Source organism: Desulfothermus okinawensis JCM 13304 (genome assembly GCF_054654515.1).
In genome coordinates, this window is the sequence record NZ_BAAIEW010000027.1 from 14,720 (window position 1) to 41,623 (window position 26,904).

The 26,904-nt window shown below is 33.7% G+C and carries 20 protein-coding genes; 5 read left to right on the forward strand and 15 right to left on the reverse strand.

Features of this window, described 5'->3' with window-relative positions; translation table 11 throughout:
• Positions 1–6 precede the first annotated feature (6 nt).
• Both ACYQ0O_RS10550 and ACYQ0O_RS10555 read left to right on the forward strand, forming a co-directional pair.
• Positions 7–1,158: an efflux RND transporter periplasmic adaptor subunit gene (locus ACYQ0O_RS10550; protein WP_459892837.1), complete on the forward strand. Its 1,152-nt coding sequence runs from the start codon at positions 7–9 to the stop codon at positions 1,156–1,158.
• Positions 1,155–4,262 (forward strand): efflux RND transporter permease subunit, encoded by a 3,108-nt coding sequence (locus tag ACYQ0O_RS10555; RefSeq protein ID WP_459892839.1) that lies wholly within the window; start codon positions 1,155–1,157, stop codon positions 4,260–4,262. Before ACYQ0O_RS10550 ends, ACYQ0O_RS10555 begins: the two co-directional genes overlap by 4 nt.
• Before the next feature lie 87 nt (positions 4,263–4,349).
• Here ACYQ0O_RS10555 and ACYQ0O_RS10560 read toward each other — a convergent pair whose 3' ends face one another.
• From ACYQ0O_RS10560 to ACYQ0O_RS10570, 3 genes are read right to left on the reverse strand one after another with little or no spacing between them, the layout of a single operon-like run.
• On the reverse strand, positions 4,350–5,762 hold the full coding sequence (locus tag ACYQ0O_RS10560) for a mannose-1-phosphate guanylyltransferase/mannose-6-phosphate isomerase (protein ID WP_459892841.1): 1,413 nt from the start codon (positions 5,760–5,762) through the stop codon (positions 4,350–4,352).
• Between the two features lie 26 nt (positions 5,763–5,788).
• Positions 5,789–6,943, reverse strand: a complete 1,155-nt coding sequence (locus ACYQ0O_RS10565) for a glycerate kinase (protein ID WP_459892843.1) — start codon at positions 6,941–6,943, stop codon at positions 5,789–5,791.
• Positions 6,921–8,162: a mannosylglycerate synthase domain-containing protein gene (locus ACYQ0O_RS10570; RefSeq protein WP_459892845.1), complete on the reverse strand. Its 1,242-nt coding sequence runs from the start codon at positions 8,160–8,162 to the stop codon at positions 6,921–6,923. The genes ACYQ0O_RS10565 and ACYQ0O_RS10570 overlap by 23 nt, the downstream gene beginning before the upstream one ends.
• 256 nt (positions 8,163–8,418) lie before the next feature.
• Between ACYQ0O_RS10570 and mpgS the strand changes: the two genes are divergently transcribed.
• The 3 genes from mpgS to ACYQ0O_RS10585 all read left to right on the forward strand — a co-directional run bounded on the left by mpgS (position 8,419) and on the right by ACYQ0O_RS10585 (position 11,873).
• A complete protein-coding gene (gene mpgS / locus ACYQ0O_RS10575; protein WP_459892847.1) occupies positions 8,419–9,603 on the forward strand; it encodes a mannosyl-3-phosphoglycerate synthase in 1,185 nt (394 codons plus the stop codon).
• Positions 9,604–9,814: 211 nt separating this feature from the next.
• Positions 9,815–10,657 carry an HAD-IIB family hydrolase gene (locus tag ACYQ0O_RS10580; RefSeq protein ID WP_459892849.1) on the forward strand — a complete coding sequence of 281 codons (843 nt, stop codon included), beginning with the start codon at positions 9,815–9,817 and terminating at the stop codon, positions 10,655–10,657.
• 112 nt (positions 10,658–10,769) lie between these two features.
• Positions 10,770–11,873, forward strand: coding sequence for an inositol-3-phosphate synthase (locus ACYQ0O_RS10585; RefSeq protein WP_459892851.1), 1,104 nt, complete (start codon positions 10,770–10,772; stop codon positions 11,871–11,873).
• 28 nt (positions 11,874–11,901) lie between these two features.
• Here the strand turns inward: ACYQ0O_RS10585 and ACYQ0O_RS10590 are convergent, their stop codons facing one another.
• From ACYQ0O_RS10590 to ACYQ0O_RS10645, 12 genes are all read right to left on the reverse strand, one after another.
• Positions 11,902–12,093 (reverse strand): CooT family nickel-binding protein, encoded by a 192-nt coding sequence (locus ACYQ0O_RS10590; RefSeq protein WP_459892853.1) that lies wholly within the window; start codon positions 12,091–12,093, stop codon positions 11,902–11,904.
• Positions 12,094–12,137: 44 nt separating this feature from the next.
• Positions 12,138–12,335, reverse strand: a complete 198-nt coding sequence (locus ACYQ0O_RS10595; protein WP_459892855.1) for a DUF8180 domain-containing protein — start codon at positions 12,333–12,335, stop codon at positions 12,138–12,140.
• Between the two features lie 24 nt (positions 12,336–12,359).
• Positions 12,360–13,544 carry a nickel pincer cofactor biosynthesis protein LarC gene (gene larC, locus ACYQ0O_RS10600; RefSeq protein WP_459892857.1) on the reverse strand — a complete coding sequence of 395 codons (1,185 nt, stop codon included), beginning with the start codon at positions 13,542–13,544 and terminating at the stop codon, positions 12,360–12,362.
• Between the two features lie 10 nt (positions 13,545–13,554).
• On the reverse strand, positions 13,555–14,070 hold the full coding sequence (gene cobO / locus ACYQ0O_RS10605) for a cob(I)yrinic acid a,c-diamide adenosyltransferase (protein ID WP_459892859.1): 516 nt from the start codon (positions 14,068–14,070) through the stop codon (positions 13,555–13,557).
• 455 nt (positions 14,071–14,525) lie between these two features.
• Complete coding sequence (locus tag ACYQ0O_RS10610; protein ID WP_459892862.1) at positions 14,526–17,528, reverse strand: tetratricopeptide repeat protein; 3,003 nt, start codon at positions 17,526–17,528, stop codon at positions 14,526–14,528.
• Positions 17,525–18,682, reverse strand: a complete 1,158-nt coding sequence (locus ACYQ0O_RS10615) for a hypothetical protein (RefSeq protein WP_459892864.1) — start codon at positions 18,680–18,682, stop codon at positions 17,525–17,527. Before ACYQ0O_RS10615 ends, ACYQ0O_RS10610 begins: the two co-directional genes overlap by 4 nt.
• Before the next feature lie 69 nt (positions 18,683–18,751).
• Positions 18,752–21,295 (reverse strand): endo alpha-1,4 polygalactosaminidase, encoded by a 2,544-nt coding sequence (locus ACYQ0O_RS10620; protein ID WP_459892866.1) that lies wholly within the window; start codon positions 21,293–21,295, stop codon positions 18,752–18,754.
• The gene (gene pelG / locus ACYQ0O_RS10625) at positions 21,258–22,631 is read right to left on the reverse strand and encodes an exopolysaccharide Pel transporter PelG (protein ID WP_459892868.1); all 1,374 of its coding nucleotides are present in this window, start codon (positions 22,629–22,631) and stop codon (positions 21,258–21,260) included. The genes ACYQ0O_RS10620 and pelG overlap by 38 nt, the downstream gene beginning before the upstream one ends.
• A complete protein-coding gene (gene pelF / locus ACYQ0O_RS10630; RefSeq protein ID WP_459892870.1) occupies positions 22,632–24,131 on the reverse strand; it encodes a GT4 family glycosyltransferase PelF in 1,500 nt (499 codons plus the stop codon). It abuts the gene before it with no gap.
• On the reverse strand, positions 24,118–25,056 hold the full coding sequence (locus ACYQ0O_RS10635) for a tetratricopeptide repeat protein (RefSeq protein ID WP_459892872.1): 939 nt from the start codon (positions 25,054–25,056) through the stop codon (positions 24,118–24,120). The genes pelF and ACYQ0O_RS10635 overlap by 14 nt, the downstream gene beginning before the upstream one ends.
• Before the next feature lie 21 nt (positions 25,057–25,077).
• Positions 25,078–26,313, reverse strand: a complete 1,236-nt coding sequence (locus tag ACYQ0O_RS10640; RefSeq protein WP_459892874.1) for a hypothetical protein — start codon at positions 26,311–26,313, stop codon at positions 25,078–25,080.
• On the reverse strand, positions 26,310–26,810 hold the full coding sequence (locus ACYQ0O_RS10645) for a hypothetical protein (RefSeq protein ID WP_075069336.1): 501 nt from the start codon (positions 26,808–26,810) through the stop codon (positions 26,310–26,312). Before ACYQ0O_RS10645 ends, ACYQ0O_RS10640 begins: the two co-directional genes overlap by 4 nt.
• Positions 26,811–26,904 lie beyond the last annotated feature (94 nt).

Sequence of the window (26,904 nt, forward strand, 5' to 3'; positions counted from 1 at the left end):
AAAACAATGAAGAAATCAACTCAATTTATTATTATATGTACTGTCTTTTTTCTTGGAATTACCATATTTATATTACTTACAAAACACAAGGCAAGACCCAAAAAGGCGTTAATAAAAAAGATTGTCCCCATTGTAAAGGTGATTGTAGCAAAATCCCAAAACTATCAGATGATAATTAAAGCAAACGGGGAAGTAAAACCTATTTCTATTGCAAATATTGTACCAGAAGTAAAAGGGCGAATCACGTACGTATCTCCCAACCTAAGACAAGGTAATATGGTAAAAAAAGGAGAATTACTTGTCCAGATAGATAAAAGGGACTATGAATTCGCCATGTCCAGGGCATTGGCAGAACTAAAACAGGCAAACTCCACATTAATACAAGTAAGGGAAGAGGCAAAACAGGCAAAAGAAGAATGGTATCTAACCCATAAAGAGATGAACATCCCTCCACTTGCTGCAAAACTACCTCAACTTGAGGCAGCCATGGCCTCTTTCCTGGCTGCAAAGGCAGGGGTTTTACAGGCAAAATTAAATTTAGAGAGAACGTCAATCCATGCCCCCTATTCTGGAATCGTATTAAAACGCAATGTTGATATTGGAAACACAGTATCCTATGGTCAAATCCTCTCCCAAATTTACCCAACTAAAGAAGTTGAGGTACATATTCCCCTTAGCATGTCTGATCTTGAATGGATAGATGTGCCTGGATATACTGTCCAGCCATCCAGTGAAGGATCTAATGTCACCATCGAGTATTCCATAGGAAAACAAAAAATCCAATTTCAAGGAAAGATTCAAAGGTCAATTGGAGAAATCGACAAAAATACAAGGATGTTATATGTAGTAGCAATTGTAAAAAATCCTTTTAAAAAAATCCCGCCACTACTGATAAATACCTTTGTAGAAGCAAAAATTAAAGGAAGACTATTAAAACATATTTTTTTACTTCCAATGGATGCCCTTTTTGAGGGAAAATTTGTTTTAAAGGTCATAGATAACCATATCAAAAAGACAAAAGTGAATATAGCTAAAATATTTAGCAATTCATTTATAGTCTTAGACGGTGTATCTGATAATGATAAACTAATCATAAGTCCCATGTCCGGTGATGTTGATGGTATGGAAGTAAAAATAGTGAGCAAGGGAATCAAATGAAATCCATAATATCGTGGTTTGTTAAAAATCATGTTGCGTCTAATTTATTAGTTTTATTTGTCATAATCGGTGGTATTATAACTATTTCAACTATAAAAGTAGAGATATTTCCAGAAACTGAGTTAGATAAAATATCCATATCTGTTACCTACGAAGGTGCTTCTCCTGAAGAAATAGAAGACAGTATAATCCTTCCAATAGAGGAAGCTATTTCAGGACTATCTGGCATAAAAGAAATGTCAGCTACTGCCAGTGAAGGATATGGTGTAGTTGTAGTAGATGTGATTAAAAATTGGGATGTATCTAAACTTTTAGATGATATAAAATCACAAGTAGATGCAATCACTACATTTCCAGAAGATGCAGACAAGCCCATAGTCAAACAACTGACTATAAAAAATAAGGTTGTATATCTTGCAATATATGGGAATACAGATGAACAGACCCTAAAATACACGGCCCAAAAAATAAAAGACGAGATCACTTCATTAAAAGGGGTATCCTTAGCAGAGATATATGGCGCAAAAGAAAACGAAATACACATAGAAATATCCCAGGATACTTTAGAGAAATACAATTTGAGTCTCCCAGAGGTAGCCAGAAAAATAAGAAATTACTCCCTGGATATCCCTGCTGGATATATCAAGTCTTCATCAGAAGACATCCTTATTCGCACAAAGGGTAAAAAATATTGGGCCAGGGAATTTAGATTTATTCCCATTATAACAAAACCAGATGGAGCAACAGTATATTTAAAGGATATTGCAAACATCAAAGAATCCTTTGATGATTCTGATCTGGAATTCAGATTCCAGGGAATGCCAGCAGTGCTTTTAGAGGTATTTAGAATAGGAGACCAGAATGCCCTGGAAGTTTCTTCCGTGGTTACAAATTATTTAAAAAAAATTAAAACATCCCTTCCACCAAATATCCACATAACAAAGTTCGAAGATAAGTCCAGGATATTAAAGGGCAGGATGAGGCTTTTATTTAAAAATTTGGGATTTGGTCTTATTTTAGTGGTATTGACTTTAGGATTATTTTTAGAAGCGAGGTTAGCCCTATGGGTTAGTGCTGGAATACCAGTGGCATTTATGGGGGCATTGCTTGTACTTCCCCAATTTAACGTATCCATTAATATGATATCCCTTTTTGGATTTATCATGGTCCTTGGAATCGTTGTAGACGATGCAATAATAATTGGAGAAAACGTGTACACAAAAAGGCAACAGGGGCTATCACCATATGAATCTGCAACTCAAGGAACAAATGAGGTTGCCACTGCAGTTATCTTTTCTGTTCTAACCACTGTTGCAGCCTTCTGGCCATTACTTTTAGGCTCTGGTCACATGGGAAAACTAATGAGAAATATCCCAATTGTTGTGAATTTAGTGCTTATTGCATCACTTATAGAGGCCATTTTGATACTTCCTTGCCATCTTTATGGAACCACAAAAAAACATTTAAAGCCAAAGAAAAAAATGGCAGACAAGATCTTGAAAAAATTTGTTCATGGTCCATACAAAAGAATTCTAACCATGTGTGTTAAATATCGATACATAACCCTATCTATGGGGCTGGTTATAATAATTATATGTTCTGGACTATGGTTTGGACATATCATCAAATTTACCTTTTTCCCAAAAGTAGAAGGTGAGACAATGATATGTTCAGTGACCATGCCCCCTGGGACACCCATATCCAGAACAGAAAAAATTGTAGAAAAAATAAGGGACATAGGCCTTGAGGTAATAGAAGAGGTGGAGAAAAAAAGAGACAAGACTAGGCCTCCTTTACTAAAATATGTGCTTACAATACTTGGCGCACAAATCTCCATAAGGGGTCATGGAGAAGATTCAAGTGGCCTGGGTAGAAACAGGGGTCAAATACTAATGCAACTACTGGAGGCAGAAAAAAGAGAAATCTCAACAGAATATCTTGTATCTTTGTGGAGAAAAAAGGTTGGAGAGATACCTGGTGTTGAGTCACTTACATTTAGTGGAGAATTATTTAGTTTTGGCAGTCCCATAGCTATTAACCTATCGTCACCTGACTACGAACAACTTAAAAAGGCTGTGGAGGACTTAAAAAAAGAACTATCAAAAATAAATGGGGTATTTGATATAGACGATAGCTTTCTTCCTGGAAAAAGGGAAATTAAGATTTATCTAAAACCCCAAGGGAAAAGCCTTGGGATATCTGTAGCTGATCTGGCTACCCAGGTAAGGGGTGCTTTTTTTGGATCTGAGGCCTGTAGATTTGTTAGGGGGAAAAATGAGGTAAAGGTAAAAGTGATGTATCCAGACTGGGAAAGAAGAGTACTGGTTAGTCTAAAGAATATGAAAATAAAAACGTCTTCTGGAAACTTTGTGCCCATAAAGGAGGTTGCGGATTTTAAGGTATCTAGAGGTTACAATTCAATATCCAGGAAAGATAGAAAGAGGATAATTACTGTATATGCAGACGTAGATGAGTCGGTGGCAAATGCTAATGAAATAAGAAATTACGTAACTAGCTCTATATTGCCAAAGCTCATGGGGAAATACAATGATCTTTACTACTCACAAGAAGGAGAAGGCAAGGAACAGCAGGAATCCTTTCAGGATATAATTAGAGGATTCATTATTGCAATGTTTGCTATATACACCTTGCTTGCAATACCATTAAGATCATTTACACAACCACTGGTGATTATGCTAGCAATCCCCTTTAGCTTTGTTGGTGCAATTATTGGCCACATGATTATGGGACTTAATTTAACTATCTTAAGTATGTTTGGCATGGTGGGACTTGCGGGGGTGGCAGTAAATGACTCACTTGTATTAACAGATGCAGCAAATAATCTGTCTGGAGATCCTGAAAAAAGGGCCATTGAAGCAGGAATTATGAGGTTTAGACCAGTCCTTTTAACATCCCTAACCACCTTCTTTGGGCTAGTTCCCATGATCCTGGAAAAAAGTATCCAGGCACAATTTTTAATCCCAATGGCTGTAAGTCTGGGATTTGGAATTCTATTTGCTACATTTATAACACTTATAATTACACCCTGTTCTTATGTGATTTTGGATGATATTGTAAAAATACTCTCTACTTCAAAGAAGTAAATTGAAGATTATATTGAAAGGGTGCATTCCCACGTGAAATGCACCCTTTAAGCCCAAGTTTATCAAAATTGATAAAATCGACTTAGATTACGTGTCCCTTCCATACACATCCTGCAGTCTCACAATATCGTCCTCTCCAAGATATGAACCCACCTGGACCTCTATAAAAACCAACGGTATCTTACCTGGATTTTCAATCCTGTGGACACATCCAAGGGGCAAGTACACATATTGATTTTCTGATAACAAAATCTCCTCATCATCCCTTGTAACCTTTCCTGTTCCCTGGACAACCACCCAATGTTCAGATCGATGAAAATGCTTTTGCAGAGAAAGGATAGCCCCAGGATTCACCACAATTCTCTTAACCTGATACCTCTTACCCATCTCAAGGGTCTCGTATGAGCCCCACGGCCTGTAAACCTTTCTATGGTGATATGCTTCTTCTCTATTTTGTTCCTTTAATTTAGCTACTATCTTTTTAACTTCCTGAACCCTATCCTTTTTCGATACCAATATGGCGTCTTTAGTGACCACCACTACTTCATCTTCCAGCCCAACAGTACCAACTAAAATATCCTGGGCATCCACGTAACAGCCCTTTGTGTCAATACTGACAACACTTCCTTTAAATACATTTCCATCATCATCTTTTTCACCTATATCCCACAGGGAATACCAAGAACCAACATCGCTCCATGGGCTCTCTAAAGGTACTACCACTGCATTTTTGGTCTTTTCCATTACAGCATAGTCAATGGAATCTTCCCTGCACTCCAGAAATGATTTCTCATCCAGGGTCAAAAATTTATCCTTTCTTTTTCCCTTTTCCCATGCCTCACGGGCCTTTTCATATATATCTGGTGCATATTCTTTAAGCTCAGACAGATACGAATCAGCCCTGAACAAAAACATACCGCTATTCCAAAAATAATCTCCACTCTCCAGATATTTTTTTGCTGTATCTAAATCTGGTTTTTCAAAAAAGGCATCCACATAAAAGACCCCCTCTGATGCCTTGTGACCTTTCTTAATATAGCCATATCCAGTTTCAGGTGTGGTTGGTACTATCCCAAATGTAATAAGCCTTCCTCTCTTGGCCTCACGAACACCTTTCTCAATTGCATCCTTAAATCTTTCTATCCTATCAAGATAATGATCAGCAGGAAGTACTAACAGAGTAGGCACCTTATAATTGGATTGGGCTTCAAATGCAGCAACAGCTATTGCTGGAGCTGTGCTCCTTGGCTCTGGTTCAATTATAATTTCTCCAATCTCTTTTGATAGTTCAGATACCTGGGATATCACCAAAAATCTGTGGTCCTTATTTGTCAAAAACATTGGTGGGGTTTCTATATTTAATTCATCCAACCTGAGTACTGTATCCTGAAGCATGGTCCTGTTATTTACAAGGGGCATAAATTGCTTTGGGAACCACTTTCTGGATTTGGGCCAAAGTCTTGTTCCTGATCCGCCACACAAAACAACCGGTACAATCATATAACACCTCCTTTTTTGATCATGGATTATGAATTCCTATTTTCACCCCCAGCCAGAAATAACCTGGTGACCTGAACAGTTATTTTCTTCAAGTATTCCCTACTATTTTTCATTGCATTATTAAGTGAAATTGGTCCAGGAACCATAGAAAAAACTGACACTATCCCAATATCATATATTCTGTTATAATTTAATTCCTGATCTATGGACCCAGCAATGGCAACACAGGGAACTTTATATTTTTTTGACGTGGTAGCTACCCCGTATGGGCCTTTTCCATAAAAAATCTGATTATCCAGTTTTCCTTCACCAGTTATAACCAGATCAGCACCTTTTATCTTATCATCAAGACCTGTTAGTTCCTTCATTACCTCAATCCCTTTTTCAAGACGTGCCCCTAAAAATGCATAGAGCCCAGCACCAAGCCCACCAGCAGCTCCACCACCTGGTATTTTAGTAATATCCATTCCAAGTTGACTTTTGATTATTTCTGAGAGGTTTATAAGCCCTTTTTCCAATAGGTTTATCATATCTTCAGTTGCTCCTTTCTGTGGCCCATAGACCCTGGTTGCACCATTATCTCCAATTAGAGGATTTTCCACATCACACACAACTATTATCTCTGTATCCTTTATTCGTTCATCTAACTTTGATAGATCTATTTCATTAATCTTTATTAGATTCCCACCGCTGGGAACTAGTTCATTTTTATCTTTATCTAAAAACCTAACACCTAAGGCTGCAGCCATTCCTATTCCACCATCATTTGTTGCGCTACCCCCTATTCCCACAATTATTTTTTTTGCTCCAAGGTCAATGGCCTTTTTTATTAGCTCCCCTGTTCCATAGGTAGTGGTCTTTGTTGGATCCTTCTCATTATCTTTGATGAGAGCAATTCCACTTGCCCTGGCCATTTCAATTGCAGCCAGTTTTTCCCTTTCAACGAAACAGAGTTCAGACACTATCTCCCTAAAAAGGGGATCTTTTACCCTACATTTTACAATTTCTCCATCAAAGATATCCCTTAAGACCTCTAATAAACCATCACCACCGTCTGAAAATGGAACCTTTTGTATTTCAACACCTCGAACCTCTGCCAAGATTCCCTCTGCCATTATATTGGCTGCATCCTTAGCAGAAATAGAACCCTTGTATGCATTAGGCGCTAATACTATCTTCATTTTTCTTTGCCTTTCTTATCTTTTTTAGCATTTGTTTAGCAGAATAGTTCATATACCTATCGATCATTGAATAGAGGTATCTCATGGCAAAGAAATATCCCCTCAGGGCAATGGTGGTTGTGTAACATATTACCCTGCTGGTCCATAGTTTAAAGATAAGCTCCTGCCAATCTTCATCTGTGGCATCAAAATGCTCAAGCAACACAAAATAGGCCTCTCTCCATGTATGTTCATCCATAAAACTAAATGAAGGCGCCTTCTTGTTTGCCAGCAGGCCATCTCTTACCCTTCTGGGAAATAAGTCCAAGAGTTCTTCCATTTTAGAAGTCCAATTTTCCATTAACAGACTTAAAGAGCCCTCTATGTCAAATCCTATTTTTTCAAACACATCAGGAGGGACATCATGGGGATGTTCTGCCCTATGAACAATACCTCCATTACACACAGATATATTCTCCATATCAGGATTTTTTGAGGTGAGTGAAAAGGACTTATCCTTTAGGGACTGAATTGTATCAAAACACTCTACCAGCATGGTCTTCAGATCTGTTAGCTTTCCATAGAGTTTGTGGAGTTTTCCTTCTGAGATATATGTCTCAAGCATGGGATATCCGTACTTCACACTGTAAAAGGTATACATTGTATCAACTCCCCAATCACTCCTTGAAATAACGTCCTCTTCTTTTAGCAGCTTTTCCACCACTGATCTGTGCATCAAAAGTTCACCACCAAGGGGCTGTTCTATCCATGGAAGTTCAGAGGTAGGCCAGAGTAAAGCAAACCCTGTCTTTGTAATCATCCAGGTTATCATGGCATCTGTTGATGCCCTTGGGAAATAGTGCCTAACCACAGGATATCCCATATCTGACCCTTCCAATGCCTTTGTAATCCAGTGCTGACCAAAGGTTGTAATATCAGAATCAAAAAACAAGATCCTCTGTGCATCAGTCTCTTCTAAAAAGTACTTTAAGGCAGTATTCATTCCATCGCCTTTACCAGGCCTTTTATTCCCAAGTCTTTCCTGTAATATAAGATTTATCTCTGTGTTGGTCTCCATTTTTATTGTGGGAATGTTTTGCTCCAGGCTCCTATATGTCTCTTCCTTCTCAACACCCACACACAGGACCTCTTCCACCCTTGGATGCTCAGCTGCAATTTTAACATTATTTAAAACCACCTGAGGATTTTCTTTTTTAAATGGAAATACAACTAAACACATAATCTCCCCCTTTTTTGAAAGGTTACACATAAAGTAAATATAGGAACAAAACCTAGATAAAAAGTAGTTATATTATATTTATTAATCACACCAAATGAAAAATCAATACACCAAGTTTGCCTTTTTAAAAAATTTCATGTAAAGAAAGAGGGACTTGAAACCTACATTTAACAGTTTACTATAATTAAAATCGCTTAACACAAACCATAGATTAATTCAAGCATATAGAAACTTTTCCCACAGGAGGATGGATCTAATGAGAATAGAGACTTTTAGATATACAGAAAGGCTTGGAGCTGTTCTTTTAAGGGACGTGCAGAAGGTAATTGAACTTGATTCTGGGCTAGAAGATACAGAAAGTGAAGAGGCACGGGGGGTGTTAAAGGTCAGTGAATCCACCATTCATGAGATGCAGAGGCAAATGGTCATAGTGATTCCCACAAAAAACGAAAAACTGAGATTATTTGAAAATTGCATAAGCGGTATTCCCCACGAATGTCTAAAGATCATTGTTTCAAATAGTGATACCAGGCCCATTAATAGGTTTGAGCTGGAAAAAGAGACATTGCAACAATTCTGTGAATTTTCTAAAAGGCGCGCAATAATTGTACATCAAAAGGATCCCATTATTAGCAGGGCACTCCAAGAGGCAGGGTATGATGACCTATTGGACCAAGAGGGCATGGTCAGGGACGGAAAGGCAGAGGGAATGATAATTGGAATCTTGCTAACAAAATTTTTTAATAAGGATTTTATTGGATTTATTGATGCAGACAACTACTTCCCTGGTACTGTACTAGAATATGCAAGGGCATATGCTGCAGGCCTAAACATTGCCAAATATGAACAGTGTATGGTAAGGATACTCTGGAGATACAAACCCAAGATCCATGAGCAGGGGCTGTATTTTAAAAGATGGGGAAGAGTATCTGAGATAACAAACAGGTGTTTAAATTCCCTGATATCCTTTGTAAGTGGATTTGAAACAGATGTTATAAAGACAGGAAATGCAGGAGAACACGCAATGTCTCTAAGCCTTGCTGAGTCCATCCCATATGCATCAGGGTATGCAATTGAACCACAAGAACTCCTATCTCTATTTGAAGAATATGGAGATATTCCACATCTTGGCAATCACAAGAATGGATTTAAAGGGATTGAAATACTGCAAATTGAGACAAGAAATCCCCATCTACATGAAAATAAAGGGCAGGAACACATAAATAACATGCTACTTGCATCACTTGGATCCATATACCACAGCGAAGTGTGCCCGGAAGAAACCAAAAACCTGATATTAGAAGAGCTTCAAAGACAGGGGCTACTAAAGCTAGGTGATGAGCCACCAAGACCAAAATTAATAAGGGCGCCAAAGGAAATTAACTTTGAAAGGTTCAAAGAAATAGTAGGAGAAAATATTGAAAGATACATAATAAAATAATCTGCTTATTTCTTTAACTCCATTATGGATCAAGTGAATAGTGAATAGTGATTAGTTTTTAGTTGTTAGTATAAGGGCGAAGGATGAAGGTAGAAGGGCGAAGAGCACCTAAAACTTTTAACCTTGAACGTTGAACATTGAACTTTATACACAGACACATCAAAGCTTGAGAATTCGAGGTTAAGGGAATAACCGAATAAAATAAATGAACATGCCCAAAATAGTCATCTTTACAGATATAGATGGAACCATAATGGATTTAACTGATTTCTCAGTGGATCCAGTATTGGACATAATCCCTGAGGTAAAAAAAAGAAATATCCCAATTATACTTACCTCTGCAAAGACAAGGGCTGAACAGGAAAAAATAAGAAAAGAGTTGAAAATAAATGCTCCTTTTATTGTAGAAAATGGAGGAGGCATCTACATCCCTAAAGGGTATTTCAACTTTTGTCTAAATAAAGCAATTGAAAACACTTATCATATACAAAATGGGAAAGATTATATTGTTGTTTGTATTGGTAGAGATTATACTAGCATAAGAACCATTTTAGAAAAAATTAGAAGGGATGCAAAGATACCATTTATAGGTTTTGGTGACCTCAGCGTAGAAGAAGTATCTCAACTAACAGGACTGGATTTAGAAAACTCAACACTTGCAAAACAAAGGGATTTTGATGAGACAATCGTGATAGACAAAAGATATCTACCCGAATTAAAAGAACAGCTTGATATATTCGGACTCCAGTGTGTATTTGGGGGGAGATTTTTTCATATACTTGACAGAGGTGTCTCAAAAGGCAAATGTGTAGATTTATTAAAAGATCTCTATGAAAAAAACTACAAAAGGAAAATTTTGACAATTGGTATTGGAGACAGTGAAAATGACCTTAGCATGTTAGAAGAGGTGGATATTCCCATCCTGGTAGAGAAAAAAGGAGGGGGGTTTGCCCTTATTAATCTTCCAAAACTGGTCAGGGTAAAAGGAGAAGGGCCAGTTGGATGGAGGGAAGCTGTATTAAATATCCTTGAAAAATACCCCTCAAACGATTGACTTTGGTTGTTAACTACTATTATAGTCATGCGCAACTGCTTAATTTACAGGGATATGGGATAAGTGCTCCTACAAAAGTTTACTTAAAATGAAACATAGTGGAGGATGGTAGATGGCCAGTGAAAAGTGTATTAATATCGCTATTGCAGGACTTGGAAATTGCGCCAGTTCTCTTATACAGGGAATATATTATTACAGCGATAATTACAGGCTCTCAAATTCAATTGGGCTCATGCATCCTGAAATGAATGGATACAAGCCAGAACACATAAAGGTAGTTGCAGCCTTTGATATTGATAAGAGAAAAGTGGGAAAGGATATATCGCAGGCAATATTTGAACTTCCAAATTGTACCAAGGTATTTTTTGATGAAATTCCCAAGCAAGGTGTGAAAGTTGAAATGGGTAAGGTGTTAGATGGACTATCTGACCACATAAAAGATTATGAAGACAAATATACATTTTTGCTATCAGATGAGAAAGAGCTGGAAAAAGAAGACATAGTCTCTATATTAAAAGAAAGGGAGGTGGATATCCTTTTAAATTACCTTCCTGTTGGTTCTGAGCAGGCCACAAAATTTTATGCACAATGCGCACTTGAAGCAAATGTGGCCTTTATAAATAACATTCCTGTATTTATTGCCAGTGATAAAAACTGGGCAAAAAAATTTGAGGAAAAAAATCTACCTATCCTTGGAGATGACATAAAATCCCAGGTAGGGGCCACCATAGTCCACAGGACACTCACTGATCTTTTTAAGAAAAGGGGTGTAAAGCTAGATAGGACATATCAGCTAAATATGGGAGGTAATACTGACTTTTTAAACATGTTAAATAGGGAGAGGTTAAAGTCCAAAAAGATTTCAAAGACAGAGGCAGTACAATCAGTGACTGCAAAGAGACTGGAAGACGAAAATATTCATATTGGGCCAAGTGATTATGTCCCATGGTTGAAAGACAATAAAATATGTTTCATTAGAATGGAAGGGAAATTATTTGGAGATGTTCCCATGAATATTGAACTAAGGCTCTCTGTGGAGGACTCTCCCAATTCAGCAGGTGTTGTAATAGATGCAATTAGGTGTGCCAAGATCGCCCTTGACAGGAATATAGGAGGTCCTCTTTTAGGACCCTCATCCTACTTTTTTAAACATCCTCCAGTCCAATATACCGACAGTGAGGCATATGAAGAGGTGGAAAAATTCATAAGGGGATAGAAAAAAGGGCACATACATGTGCCCTTTTTTATTTTTCTTGAAATATCAACTCATTTTGGGATCCATCAAAGGTAATAAAATCCCCTGATATTTTCTTTTCCTCTCCAAATATATTCCTGGCAATATAAGATGAATCCTTTTTTGTCACAAGTTCCACTGACTCCATAACCTTTTCCTTGGATCCATCCTTTTTAATAAAAACCAAACTGTAGTCACACATAAAAAGCCTCCTTATCCCGAGTTTATCACTTTGATAAACTCGGGTTATAAATTTTTCAATGCCTCTTCTATTTCTCTATTCATATTTTCTGTGTGTTTGACCAGATTCATAATATAGTGTGCAGCACTATCAAGGCCATTTGACTTTAGTTCTTCTGCCAGTTTTTTATATTCCTCCATGTGCTTTTCATTATGTTCCATCCAGTGTTCCAACCTCTTTCTTACCTTTTCAATATATTCCATAATAACCTCCAGTTAACTTTAAATTTAGTCTAAATCATCTAAAGTAAGCCCCCTTTCCACTAACTTTAGCCTGATTTCTATAGGAGACATATTCTTTTTTTCTCCTATCTTTTTTATGGATTCAAACTCTGGCCTTTTATATGAGCTATTTTTAAACTTGAATTCCTTTAAATTTAAATCACCTGAACTTGTAGAAATAGAACAGCTATGTCTATCTAACTTTACTCTCTTTGTCTTAGTAAGCCTAATACCCAAAGAGAGGGTATTTTTAAAAACAAAATTTAATACATCATTTAATTTATGCTCAAGACATATTACTTTTAAAAGACCAGATGGTCTATTTTTCTTCATAATCCCTGGCACATAAAAAACATCGAGGGCTCCATGTTGTAGAATTGAGTCAAATAAAAAACCTATTTCTTCTCCAGTCATGTGGTCTATATTGGTCTCCAATACATAGACCTCATCTTCTAAAAAATCGTGTCTAATATCCCCTGCTTCTTCAAATAAAATACCCCTTAAGATATTTGGAATAGTAAGATCCATATGTCCAATGCCAATACCATCTAAAAGAATCTTTCCCTCTGGCTTTTTAGTAAAAGAATCAACAGCCTGATCCAATATAAGGGCCCCAGTTGGAGTTACAAGTTCCTTTTGTTCAGGTGTAAAGTATATGGGCTTATCTTTTAAGAGCTTTAAGGTGGCTGGGGCAGGAAGGGGAATTTCACCATGTTCGCATAATACATGTCCTTCAAACAAGGGAATTTTTGATGAATAAACCTTAGATACATTGAGTTTTTCAAGGGCAAAAAAGCATCCCACCACATCAACTAAGGTATCAACGGCTCCAATTTCATGAAAATGTATACTGGATATTGATACCCCATGTACCTGGGATTCAACCTCTGCTAATCTCTTAAAACTATTTATTGATTTTTGTTTTACTGTAGCACTTACATTTAACCTTTCAACAATTTTATGTAAATCATATAGGTTTCTAAATCTCTGGTCCCTAGCATATTTAATATCAACTCTTGTTCCAGAAAAACCCTTTGTCCGCCTCTTTTGATAATTTATCTCAACTGAGACTACTTCAGAGATGATCAGCTCCAACTCTTTTAGGTCCACTCCAAGATCAGCCATAAGAGATAAAAACATATCTCCGCTGATTCCACCTATTGGTTGAATATATAATGTCCTTTTATTCATACAAGCTACCTTACTTCTCTATTCCATCCCTTGCCATAACCCCTTTTTCATAATAGTGCTTTATTTCCCTCATCTCAGTAACCAGATCAGCAAGGTCTATAATCTGTTGTGGGGCATATCTACCAGTTAAAATGAGTTCAACATCCTCTGGTTTATTTTTTATTATATCTACAACTTCATCAACAGAAAAAAGTTTATAATAAAGTGCAATATGGATTTCATCCAATATTACAACATTATATTTTCCACTATTTATAATCTCTTTGGCTTCTGCTAATCCTTCCCTGGCACGTCTTATATCTTCTTCAGTTGGATCGTTGTATATAAAACACGACCTGCCAAATTGTTTAATGGTAATGAGATCATCAAACCTCTTTAAACTATCAAGCTCACTATAGTGCATTCCTTTTACAAACTGACCTATAAAGACCTTTAGATTTGCACCTGCGGCCCTAACAGCAAGCCCGATTGCTGCTGTTGTTTTTCCCTTTCCATTGCCAGTATAAACCTGTACATAACCCTTCATATAAACTCCTTATGTGTTTGTTAATTATCCCTTTAAATTCATTAAGACCTATTTTTTTTATCAATTTGTAAATAGCTGAAAAATCATCGTTTGCCATTACATAATCAAAAGTCTTTGCAAAGAGTTCTTTTACAACAGCGCCTGTCAATAAATTCTTTTTGAGCTCATATGCTAAATCCTGGAAAAAGTGAAGCTCTTTGTTGATAAGGGTTTGGAAAAGTGGGTGGAAAAATCTCCCATTAATAAATTTTCCTTGTTTGCATTTAATACCAAGGGATTGTACCCCCCAACTAAAAAAATATCTAGCACGCTGCTGACCTGTCAAAAATACACAGGAATATAATGTCTGCTAATTTTATACAGGTGATAGACCCTTGGCAACTAATACCCTTAACCCTTCACACTTAGCCCAAACTTATCAAAATCATAAACTTTGGTTAGGAAAAATATAGCCATTAAAACCACCTGGAATAATTAAATGTAATTGATTTTAATGTCTCTGCCACTCCACCAGTATTTTTTGAATATCCAACCTCAAAACTAAGCTGATCTTTCCCAAACAATATTCCTCCCAAACCAATATTCGCTCCAATGGATAGATTGGAAACAGAATTATAGCCAATATCTACATTAACAAAAGGCTTCCAGGTCCTTGTATAGGAATCTCTATGTTCATAGCCAAACAAAAATCCAGTTCCAATTAAATAAAAATCTTCAGGTAAAAATTTTACATCAGTGAGCTTTGAAATCTTCTTTATATTCCCTTGTGTATTTTTTTCTAAATAATCTGAATATTGTCCAAAAGTCCTTATGGTAAAATCTGGATAGGAGACCCTAAATTTTTTTTGTAGTTCCATATAGACAGTTTGCCCCCTGCCTAAATACTCTTTATCCTGAGAATAAAACCTAGATAAGGATGTTAAAAGGGAGATAGAAAAGCTATTGGACAAGCTGTAGCTCCCTGAAAATTCTAAGCTATCTTGCATACCGCCAATATTTAGATATTCAGTTTCAATGGATTCTTTATTTTTATAGATTCCATAACCAATATTTAATTTTCTTGTCACCCTTAAATCTTGTTTGAAAAATAGGTGTAGGTTGTCATTTAGGCGTGAAAAATATCCACCACCTAATACAATTAAGCCACGTTTTGTGAGCTTTTCCACAAAAAGGGTAAGTTTTTTGCCTGAAGGGGTCTTATCAAATACATCTTTATCCTTGTCTACAACCTGAGCAAAGGAAGATTCCATCCCAAGACCAAAACCTGAATCAACAAGTTTATAATTTAAAGACATTTTTTCTGTGAGCTGAGTAAAACTCTTTCTTGTCTGAAAAGTAGATGTCAATTTAAAGGAGTTTCCATTTTCAACAATTAGATCCCTTAGTTGTTTGTATATTAAAAAATCGTATGGTCTTTGTTGAAACTCCTCATATGCAACATTTATTGCCTTTTTTATTTGATATGTATTTGCCAGTGCTTCTATCCTGTCCCTTGATGGTAAAAGCTCAGAATATCTTTCAAGTACCTCTTTTTGTAGAAGCCTATAATCTCTATTTAATGCATAACTAAGTAACATCCATGGTTGTAATGTGTATTTATTTATCCTTGAAAGATATGAGGCCTTATCCTGTCTATCTTTTGCATATAGATATGAAATGTATATGTCATCATAGGTGGGCTTGGGTAATATTTCTTTTGCTTTGATAAGTAGGTTTTCATATTCATTGATAGGCATAAAATCCATAGCTATGGATAAGTAATTTTGTATAAATATTGGATCATTGATTAGATAGGGATTGGAATTTAAAGTGTTTTTCATGTTTTTATAAGAGATGTACCTTAAGTTTCTTGATTGTTGTTCTTTACCTAATATATAAAGTGCATCTGCAACAATTATTGGGTCAGGACTTTTCATTTTTCTAATTAATTTCATAGCAGAAGTACCGTCCCTTAACTGAATATATGCAGTTGCAAATGCAGAAATAAGATCTGGGTTTTCCTGATATTTTTTGTAAGAGGCTATAATCTTTTTTAAGAGGCCAGGATTATTCATAGAAATAGCCAGATAAATGTAATTTTGCAATAGATCAGTGGAAAATCTTTTTTGTAGTGCAGTTTCAATCAAACTAATTGCTTCTTTAAAATTTCCTGTTTTTTGTAGAGCAGTTGAGAAATAAAAAACAATTGATGAATTTTCCATAAGCCTATTTATTTCATCTTGGCTTAGGTTTTGATATATGTTTATTATCTCTTTCCACATAGAATGGGAATATCCAATAAATAAGGCTCTTGATAGCAAATTAGTACTTTTTATCCTTTGATATCCCAAAATACAGACAGAAAATGCTTCTTTGGGATCCTTTATAAATTTTGTCATGGAAACCCTTAAATAATCTACTTCTCTTTTGCTTTTTAACTGTATAAGTTTTTCTGAAGCCAATGCTGCAGTTTCATGATCTTGTAACATCCATGCAAGATCAGATAGTGTTTCTAGATAATCAACGTTTTTAGTTTTGGATATGTTTTTTATATGGCCTTTTAGTATATTTAGTGCCTGCTTGAAATCCCTTTTTGCATAATACACATTTGCCATTATTAAGATATCATCTTCATTTAATTTGTATCTTTTTTCCTTTTCTCTTAATTTTCTAATGGTATTTTCTGTATCTCCCATGGCAAAATAAAGCCTAATTAGTGTATTTATGGATTCTTCAGTATCCTTTTTCTCAAGTAATTTTATTAAGTTGTCTATATCACCGAGCTGTGTATAGATTTCAACTAGTTGATTCCATTTATAATTTACATAGGGAAGCACTTCTTTTGAAATATCATATCTTTTGAGTCCCATAGATAATCTAAACAAATTCCTGGCAACTTCTCTGTCTTTCTTTAATTTAAATGCCCTATATAGAATGTTTAGAGCCTTTTTAGGCTTACTATTCCACAGAAGTATCTCCCCATATTTTTTTAAAAACCACCAATTATATGGGTATAAATTCACTGCCTTTTCAGCAATTGCCTCAGCCTTGTCCAGCTCTCCTGCATATGTGTATGCATTAATTATGAGATTTAATAGTTCTGAAAGCTTTTCTTTGGATATATGAAGATTTTGTTTTATTGATATAGGGGGAGAAGATTCTAATATTATTCTATTTGGTATGTAAAATGCGTTTCTAATAAACGCTGAAGAAAAACCAAGATTTTTTAGCTTACTGAGATAGGGGATTAGATTTTTAACAGTTGACTCAACTCCTAGTCTAATTACATAAAATTTTCCTATCTTTTCAATCCTAATATTTGCATCTACTTTTTTAGACAGTTTATAAAATATCTCTTTACACTCATCTAAGGACTGGCTTGATGTTACTTGGATAGAATAAATTTTGTGATTTTGAGACTCAAGATTTAGTGGTATAAAAAAGATAAATATAAAAACAGCAAAAAATTTTTTAATCACCTTATAAGCCCTCTTAGCTTTGCTATTCTGTCTGCTATTAAGGATGCAAATTTAGGGGCATTTAAAGACATAGCGCTTTTTATTATAAATATATTATCATCTATATTATTTCTAAATAATGGAAAATATGTTGATATTAAGTTTTTTGCAAGATCAATGTCTTTATTATAAATAGATAGATTTATCAATTTTTTTATAATGGATTTCTGAGTTTTTGGATCATTAATCATATTGATTAATTCATTTGAATACAACCTAATAAATTTTTTGTTATTAGATAATATGGCACTTTCAAGCAAATATGAAATATATTTTGATTTATCTTTACTTTTATTAAAATAATTCATTAATTTTTTTGCTATTAAAAAAGATTTTTTGTAATTTTTATCATAATAATAAAAGTGGTACAAAATATTTAACGTATCTTCATCATTTGATTTTGCTTCTACCATCCTCGCAAGAACTCTCGCGTTTTTAAAATCCCTTATATTAACTGCGTCAAAAAAGGCAATCTTTAGCCACTTATTGCTATTTGTAATTTGAGCAAGCCTAAAGGATATCTTTTTTGCAAGATAAGGTAGATTCATTGATTTTGCCTCATTATATGCTTGCTCAAGTTCTTGTTCATTTTTTGTTAAGTAGATATATTCATCTAAGTTTGACTTCATTAACTTTAGGTATCTTTTCTTTAGTAGTAAATCTTCAGTAGCAAAATATTCCCTTTTCCAAATATTGTATTCTATCCAGAGGGCATCTTTAATATATTTGTTGTATGTAGCACCATACAATTTTAATTTATCAAGTAATGACTCTGCCTCATCTATTCTACCAAGTGACAAATATTTTTTTAGTATTGCAATCTTGATATCTGAGTTAGAATGAGATTTGCTTAAGGCTTCTAAATATTTTATTGTTAAATCTATGTTAATATCATTTTTAGCTAGTATCAATTTGTTAAACAATCCCTTTGGAAATGCAATATACATAAAAATAAAAATTATGGAGACAAATCCTATAATTTCACTGGGATTGAATATTTTAATTAGTGCATATTGCCTTGATAATTGCACTTTTCTTGCCTTTATAAAAAATTTTGTTGTTTTTAGTTGTTCTTTTTTTATGATTAATAAATACCTTACATCCCCTTGCTTCAAACTCAGCTTCCAGTGGCACATAACTAGCTAGTTTAAGTTTATATATATTTCCTTCTTTTATAAACGATTTTACTTGTCCATTGGTACTAATAAGCCTAAATTAGGCTTATTAGATGAAAAAGTGACATAATAATCTCCCTTATCATCTAAATGTATATAGTAATATCCATTGTATTCATTGTAGCCAATGACTCCTTTACTATTTTTTATGTCTGGATAACCCCATTTTTTAGGGATTCTTAGGGTCTTAAGATACCCATTATTTTTTATTCTAAAACCCCTATTTTGGGGAATTATGACAGTTTCCCTAAAGTCAAGGACCTTTTTAGCATAATCGGACAAAAATTGCGGATTTGTTTTTTGAGATTTAACATAATTATAAACTGTCTTTAATGCATTTAATGATGCATATTTTTGCCCAGAATAAAAGTGATAATATATGGATATTGGTTTTATGCGTTTTGGTCTATCTGTTAATTTAAAGGTTTGTATTACATTTCTATATCCCCAAAATGGCCCAGTCCAGAGATTAGTATAGATATTTTCATTTTGCATGGGCGCATACACTTGAAAATAAGGGCCAAAATTTATGCCTAATGGGGCAATCCTTGATAAAAATGGCTCTATATTTGTGATGGTGGTATCACCCCCATTCACGTTAAAGATTTTTAAAAAATATGTTTGTTTTATCCCGTCTAATCCTGGGCTGCAGTCGCCAGTCCAGAGAAAGACCTTCACTTTTTTTGAACCACTAGTTAATCTCTTGTTAATATAGTCCACAGAACCCTTTATCTCTCTAATTAGACTGAAGTTGTAGTTAGGGATAGGAAGGTTGTATGTACCTTCTTTGGTTTTTCCTTTTAAAAATTTTTTGCTCAATAGTTGCCAATCAAAAGGGTGAGAGAAGCTGTGGGAAGCCACTTCTACATAGGGTAATCTAAATATGGATTTTGCAATATTTTCCAGTCTATGTGACTTTGATGGATAGAGTCCCCAGGGTGCAGTTTCCCCCTCTATAATAGATACTGTATGAGGTATTTTGTATCTCTTTAAAATTTCATCTCTTATAATTTCTCCATTTGTCCTTGATGGGTCAAGTTCTGAGTCTCCAAAAAAACCGTCACCATCTATGTGTGCAGTAATTATCCTTCTTCCGTTTTCTGTTGTGGTATCAGGGATGGGGAATTTTATATTAAAGATGAGTTTAAATATTTTCATTGGATCGTAGGTCCAATATTCAGTTTCTGAATTTAAAAAAGAGCTGGAGATGGCATATCCACCCCATTTTGTTATTGCAAATGGGATGTGTTTTTGACCCAATTTGTTTTTGGCAATGACTATTGGGGTACACTCTTCACATTGAATAAGATTGTCTGTGTAAGAAACTATAAGTGGAGCTTCAAATCCACAGCCATTTTTTTTATAAACTATATTAAAAGAAGATAATTCATTTACTTTGTTAGGCTCAGTAGATAATTTAAATTCCTCTAAATTCTCTGTAGGAATATCTTCAATAAAAAATATTTTTAGGCCTGAATTTTTTGCATCTATTAACCACTTTATTAAATGGCTAGACCACTTTTTTATAAACATGGAAACAATTCCTGCATATCCAGCATTTAAACTTACCTCTGGGAGTTGACCATTTACATCAACTAATATTGGAATGAAACCAAGATATTCAAGGGGCATGGAAACAAGTCGGTGTATGGCACATAAATAAGGATTTTTTTCAGTGGGAATTGAAGAATCAAAAAGTAGGACAATTTTTCGTGGAATGGGTCTGTCTTTAACAAATCCTATTTTAGATAAAAATCTATCACTAACATAAGGTATAAATCCTTGTGCAGCAATGGCTTGAACAGCTTGTTGGGCTAATTCATTATTTTTAGAATCTACATAATCCACTACAATAACTGGTAGGCCCAAGGATTTTATTTTATTTAATTTTTCCATCATCCACTTGGTATCTTCTTTATCCATAACTTTATATTTGTTGTTTTTATCTAATCCATAGTAAACACTTTCAACTAACACTGCATCTATGTATTTGTACACCTCATCAATTATTTCAAAGCCCCTGTTTATAATTATAATTTTTTGGGGATATCTCTTTCTTAAATTTTTAATAAAATCTATAAGAGATCTTTTGAATCTTTTATTATTGTTTTTTTGGTTGAGTAATTTATAAGAATCTAGAGTATCTAAAAAAAATCCATCAAAACCTTTATCCACAATTTTTTTACATATTTCATCTAAGAGAAAATTCATATATTCCTTTGAACCAATATCTGCTACAAAACTATCCCAACTTTTGTTTTCCAATAAGGCCCATTTTTTCGCCTTTTTATAATAATTCCTATGTTTTTCAATCTCACCAACACTTATGTAAGCAATTATTTTTGCTCTCTGTTTTTGATAAAAAATATTGTTTATATCTTCTATATGTGGATTGTCTTGGTCTACAATTATCCAGTCATAAAAGTGAAGAAGATCAATGGGTATATTTTTATGATGATAGTATATAAGTACATTTCTAGGTGGGTTGGCAGCAAATAAAATTGTTGAATATATACTAATAATTAAGCATAAAAGTTTTATAATGTATTTCATCTAAAAATCTCCTTAAGATAATCATACCTATAACATCTGATATGAGTAAGGAAATAACATATCCATATCCATAATAACAAGGTCCTAAAATTTGTGTTACAATAGTCAGGCATAGATTTAAAACACCAAAAGTAGTGCTAATTATCATTAATTCAACCCTTCTATCAAAATATGACAATATGGCAAATATAACCATGAATCCAAGTTGCAATATAGCTCCAATAAGTAATACATTGAATAATGCTAAGTATAGCTCAGGTATTTTCGCCAGTTTAAACAGAAAATTTTCTGCAAAAAGGATCAGTACTAAAAAAATACCCTCTATTCTCAATGTATCATAAAATACAGCCTGAACTTCTAATATCATTCTATTTCCCATTTTATAAATATCTGGAAGCCTTCCCCAATATCTCACTGCATCGTAGTAGTTGTCATAATCAACAGCAAATTCTGCCTCTGTTTTTAGAAAAAATACTGAAATTCCTGGTATCAAACAAAGGTAAGACAAAAGCACTGGTACATCATATATAACCGATGCCTTAATATTTCCAAAGACAATGGACCCAGTATAAGGTGACAACCAAAAGACAATTTTATCAATCCATATACCAAAGTTATAAAAAAAACCAACTATGGCCAAAACATAATAAGATCTAGAGGATTTTAAAAAATCCCATTCCAATAATCTGTTTGATGGATAATAATTAACAATTTCCCACATCAAGAAAAACAGAAGAATTGATTGTCCAATATAAAATATTGCCAATATATAGATAAGTCCAAATTTTGCAGTAAAGATAGTTCCTATACCTATAGATAGATAACTAGTTGCAAAGGATATAATAACATGTTTATATCTTTTTAGTCCTGCTAAAAGGGAATTTGCTATCCATAGTCCACATTGAACAGAAATTGTAAAACTAAACAAAAGGTGATATATATAATCTAATTTATTGAATAGATAAAATGATAAAGTAAGTGCAATAATAAAGGAATATCCCATACAAAGGATAATTGCACCATTAAAATTTGGAATTACCCTTTCTGGTTCCTTTTCAAATAGTCTATCTGCAACATATCTTGTAAACATGAGTTGAAGTGGACCTGATAATATAAGGCTAATTGCTATTGTATAAGTAATATAAACTTGAAAATTTATAATAACATGTGGATCATATATAAATGTATTTGCTATTAGTGAAAATACAACAATTATACCAACGGCAACTACCCAGTTTCCTGTACTTAGAATGGCTGAATATCCAGTTGCAGTAAGTAAAGCAAGAAGACTCTTTTTGCTGAGGAGCTTTTTTAGTTCAAATGATATACCAGCCATTTAATTTCCCATGTATTTTTCATACACTATTTTGTATTTATGTGTGATTTTATCTAAAGAATAGTAGTTTTTTACCCTTGTTATTGCTGTTTCCCTATATTGTTTCCACCTGTTACTATCTAAAAGTAATTCTGTATAAGATTTTGCCAAGCTAGATACATCTCCTACTTCTACTACTTCACCAGCCTTGCCAAGTGACAGGTCTTTCTCATCAAAACCCCCATAAATTAATTGTCTGCAAGCACCTACATCTGTGGCAACACATGGAATACCTGCTGCAAAGGACTCCAGTATTATTAAAGGCATTCCCTCTGAAATTGAAGTTAATGTGGTTAGTCCTACCATGGGAAGTACCTTACTCACATCCTGAAATCCCATAAATTTAATGGCATTTTCCAAGCCAAGAGTTTTGGTGAGTATCTTGCACTCTTCCACATACTCCCTATCTTCTTCCTCTGGCCCAACTATCCACCCTTTTACATCTTCTATTCTTTGCTTTGTCAATTTAATTGCTTTGATAAAGGTTTTAATATCCTTTATTGGTACAACTCTTCCTATAAGGGCAACTGCTTTTGGGATCTGATCATAGTTTCGCCTGTTAATTATATATTCATACTTGGTTAAATCAACACCATTGGGAATAACGTCTGTTTTTTCTTTTGGGGCACCTAAAGATATTTGAAATTCCCTAGCATTATGAAACAATGAAAATATGCGATCTGCTGCTAGGTATGTTATTTTGCCTAAATTGACAAAGAAGTTTATCCAAAGCATTTTGAGATCATCAATATGATACTTTGATTGTCCTATAGACTTGGAGAGTTCAGCCCATTTTGCATTTAAGATATCAATTTTTCTCTCCTTTGTATAAATGCCATGTTCAGTTATTATATATGGAATATTTTTAACCTGCTTTAGCATTGCACCTAAAAATCCAGCATATCCTGTTGAAGGGGAGTGTATTATTTTAATATTTCTATCCTGTACATTATAAATTGCCTTAACTATAGTCCATAATGGATTAAAAATATTTATCATTGTCCAGAAAAAATCAACAAATGGCACATTTACATTAAAAGTTATATAGATGTGCTCAAGCATGAGCCAACTATTAAATGAGTATAGAAAGTCTGCATAAGTGACCTTTTTGTAAAAATCTGGTTCTATAATAATTGATTTAAGATTGAATTCATGGGGATCTTTTATAAAATTTATAAGTTCAAATATTTCTGGTGGTCCAAGATACTTTTTTTTGAAGTTCTTATCCTGGGCTGAAAAAATATAGTAGTCTTCTAAATAAACTACATTGTCTGGAACTTTATATTGGATTCCCTCATAGTGGTCTTCTTTGGATCCTAAAAATAATATTCCAAAATTAAATTCAGGAATTCCCCTGATAATTTGATCAATCCAAGTTGAAACACCACCTCTGACAAATGGATATGTACCCTCTGCAATGAAGAGGATATCTATATCCTTTTGTTTATCAATTCTTATCATAAGTTGTTTTCCAATAACTAATTATACTATGAAATTTTTGATTTGGGATGATTAATTCATTAAATTGTTTTGAAATATTTATTACATCTTTATATTGCTTTAATTTAAAATATATTTCCATCAAATATGGTGCTATCTTTGTCATTGGAAATCCATGCATTTGTGAGAATTCAAAATATTTTTTAGCGTCATTTATGTTGTTTTCCCTTAGGCTAATTCTACCTAATAGATAATATGCTTTAGGATCTTTTTTTTGATCTAATGCCTTGAGAACATATTCTTTTGCCATCTCTAAATAAATTTTTTCCAATTCTATATCACTGATATTTAAATATACAAGTTCCCAATATGCTTCAGCAATAGATAGAAGTATAACAAACTTATTTATGTTCTCATCTTTTTTAAGTTCTTTTTGCAACATATCAATTTTTTCTAAAATATCATTTTCTTTTCTTGATATTGAAGAAAAGGCCATAAGTCTTATTTCATCCTCTTTTGAGGAAAGCAATTTTTTTAAATACATATAACTTATGGGAGCTAAATTTCTGCTAAGAAAGTATACAACTTCAGGTTTTATAAAATTAGAAGAGAGGATCCCCTCTCCAAATGGTCTTGACTCTTGTTGTTCATAACCAAATTTTTCTTCATCAATTGACTCAAATAGGTCTAAATTTAACTTGGTTTTTCTGATAAACAAAAGGTAAAAAAATACTCCAACAAAAGTGCCAATTGGACCAGAAAATGTAAAAAATGCAGTAAAAAATATTATAGAGTTTTTCTGATAATTACCTTTTAATAATACATAGATAAAAAATCCCAATAAAAAAGATAGAATAGTGTGTAAGAAAAGATATATTCCAAATCCAACTAATGAAAAGAGATGGAAAAACAACCAGATACCTACACATTCAAAAAAAAGTACCATTAATAAAAGGTATACCATATTTTATCCATCTAAATTTTCAATTGTATCCAAAATACCTTTGGGATCTTTGGTGACCTTTACAATATCAATTACATCTAAATCAATTTTTGAAGAAATTCTTTTTATGAAACTCTCAGCTCCAACCTTGTTGGTAAGTGGAAGTAATACAGCCATTTTTTTTGTATCAAAAATGCAGATTCTATCCAAAGGCCTAACTAGATGCTCTATTTTTCCCTTTATATCTTCAGTATCTTTATTTTTATGGTCAAAAATTACAATATTGCTTTCAGTACCAAATTCAGAATAAAGCTTATACATTTTATATAGTTCTTTAATAAAGTCTATGTCGCAAACAAAAGTGTCAATATCTACATTTTTAACAATTTTAAAATCGTCTATTATGTAATTCAATAAAATATAAATATAATTTAGGGTTTCTGTATTTAAGTTGATAAATGGAATATCTCTTATAACTACTAAATAGTTGTCATTATATGACTTTGAAAAAATTACTGCTAAAATAGATTCTTTTTCGCTTTCAGATAAAAATTTTATTGCTAGATCAGGGGATATATAGTGTGTAGTTTCACTTTCAACAGCTTCCTTAACTATGGAGTCATTAAGATCTAGATTCTTATTAAGATCATTGTCAGTGCTTGCAATAATTTTAAAGCCTTTTTCTTTGTTTCCTTTGTATATTTCAGCTTTATACACATTGAAATTTTGTATAAGTATGTTTAGCAAAAAGCTCATGATTTCACTTTCATCTTTTGAAATTAATAGTCTTTTTTTGAGTTGTTCAAACAATTGTCTAATACTAAATGGTCTTAAAATAAAATTATTTTCCAACTGTTCATGGGAAAGTTTTAAAATATAATAAGATCTTCTAAGACTATTTATGTGTTCTTCATAATATATTCTTTCTTTTTCTGTTTCATCTATACGTCTATGCCAATAATATCTAAATTCCCCTGCAGTGAGTACTATAACTAGATTCCATCCAAGGGATATTAGGCTTATTTCTGATAGATTGTATAATATGAACGCTAATAAAACAATAAATATAAATGCAATAATTCCCTGTAATATTCCGTAATAAAGAGTAAATACAAGGACCAATAATTGGAGAGGTGAATATGCGCTCTTTAGATATAATGGATCTGATTCATTAAATAAGAATCCAAAACCTACAAACAGCAAAGTAAGTATTATTATTTCAATAAGAAGAAGTCTAGGTCCTAAATCTCTTAAATTCATTTAATCACCTTATTTATCAATTTTTGAGCAATTGTGCCTAAAGATTCATTTGCCCATCCAGTTGCCGATGCAGTGGAGCCTGTCACAACCTTTTGGGCCTTTGCATCATATAACAGTAGGGTTAGACTCACAGCTGGCTCTCCATCAATACCAGTTTTATATCTAAATTCATTTACGCTTCCCATAACTATAAATTCAGCTCCCATCTCAATTGCCTTTTCCTTGATCTTTTCAATATCTTTCTTTGAGGGTTCAGTCTTTGGTATACTCCAGACCTTGGTTTGTAATTTGTATCCCCTGGAGTAAAGGATTCCCTCTACAATAGATGCCACTGAGCATCCTGCCAGTGGGGTATCTGTAAAATTTTCAAATGGAATCACTGCAAATTTCTTTTCTTTATTAAGGGTTAATCCATTGGTTATGTTTATTACCTTGACCCCACATGAAGAAATAAAAAAAATAAACAAGATGCCTATTATCAAATAAAAACGATTCATGGCACTCCTCCCTTGTATTTTTGGGTTTTAACAGAACTTTCACCCTTTCAAGTTGAACTTGATATAAATTACAAATAATATCAATTAGTTATCT

What these genes read in the sequence shown, in the direction of transcription:
- ACYQ0O_RS10550 (WP_459892837.1), top strand. Translation starts at nt 7, where the DNA reads ATGAAGAAATCAACTCAATTTATTATTATATGTACTGTCTTTTTTCTT.
- ACYQ0O_RS10555 (WP_459892839.1), top strand. Translation starts at nt 1,155, where the DNA reads ATGAAATCCATAATATCGTGGTTTGTTAAAAATCATGTTGCGTCTAAT.
- ACYQ0O_RS10560 (WP_459892841.1), bottom strand. Translation starts at nt 5,762, where the DNA reads ATGATTGTACCGGTTGTTTTGTGTGGCGGATCAGGAACAAGACTTTGG.
- ACYQ0O_RS10565 (WP_459892843.1), bottom strand. Translation starts at nt 6,943, where the DNA reads ATGAAGATAGTATTAGCGCCTAATGCATACAAGGGTTCTATTTCTGCT.
- ACYQ0O_RS10570 (WP_459892845.1), bottom strand. Translation starts at nt 8,162, where the DNA reads ATGTGTTTAGTTGTATTTCCATTTAAAAAAGAAAATCCTCAGGTGGTT.
- mpgS (WP_459892847.1), top strand. Translation starts at nt 8,419, where the DNA reads ATGAGAATAGAGACTTTTAGATATACAGAAAGGCTTGGAGCTGTTCTT.
- ACYQ0O_RS10580 (WP_459892849.1), top strand. Translation starts at nt 9,815, where the DNA reads ATGCCCAAAATAGTCATCTTTACAGATATAGATGGAACCATAATGGAT.
- ACYQ0O_RS10585 (WP_459892851.1), top strand. Translation starts at nt 10,770, where the DNA reads ATGGCCAGTGAAAAGTGTATTAATATCGCTATTGCAGGACTTGGAAAT.
- ACYQ0O_RS10590 (WP_459892853.1), bottom strand. Translation starts at nt 12,093, where the DNA reads ATGTGTGACTACAGTTTGGTTTTTATTAAAAAGGATGGATCCAAGGAA.
- ACYQ0O_RS10595 (WP_459892855.1), bottom strand. Translation starts at nt 12,335, where the DNA reads ATGGAATATATTGAAAAGGTAAGAAAGAGGTTGGAACACTGGATGGAA.
- larC (WP_459892857.1), bottom strand. Translation starts at nt 13,544, where the DNA reads ATGAATAAAAGGACATTATATATTCAACCAATAGGTGGAATCAGCGGA.
- cobO (WP_459892859.1), bottom strand. Translation starts at nt 14,070, where the DNA reads ATGAAGGGTTATGTACAGGTTTATACTGGCAATGGAAAGGGAAAAACA.
- ACYQ0O_RS10620 (WP_459892866.1), bottom strand. Translation starts at nt 21,295, where the DNA reads ATGAAATACATTATAAAACTTTTATGCTTAATTATTAGTATATATTCA.
- pelG (WP_459892868.1), bottom strand. Translation starts at nt 22,631, where the DNA reads ATGGCTGGTATATCATTTGAACTAAAAAAGCTCCTCAGCAAAAAGAGT.
- pelF (WP_459892870.1), bottom strand. Translation starts at nt 24,131, where the DNA reads ATGATAAGAATTGATAAACAAAAGGATATAGATATCCTCTTCATTGCA.
- ACYQ0O_RS10635 (WP_459892872.1), bottom strand. Translation starts at nt 25,056, where the DNA reads ATGGTACTTTTTTTTGAATGTGTAGGTATCTGGTTGTTTTTCCATCTC.
- ACYQ0O_RS10640 (WP_459892874.1), bottom strand. Translation starts at nt 26,313, where the DNA reads ATGAATTTAAGAGATTTAGGACCTAGACTTCTTCTTATTGAAATAATA.
- ACYQ0O_RS10645 (WP_075069336.1), bottom strand. Translation starts at nt 26,810, where the DNA reads ATGAATCGTTTTTATTTGATAATAGGCATCTTGTTTATTTTTTTTATT.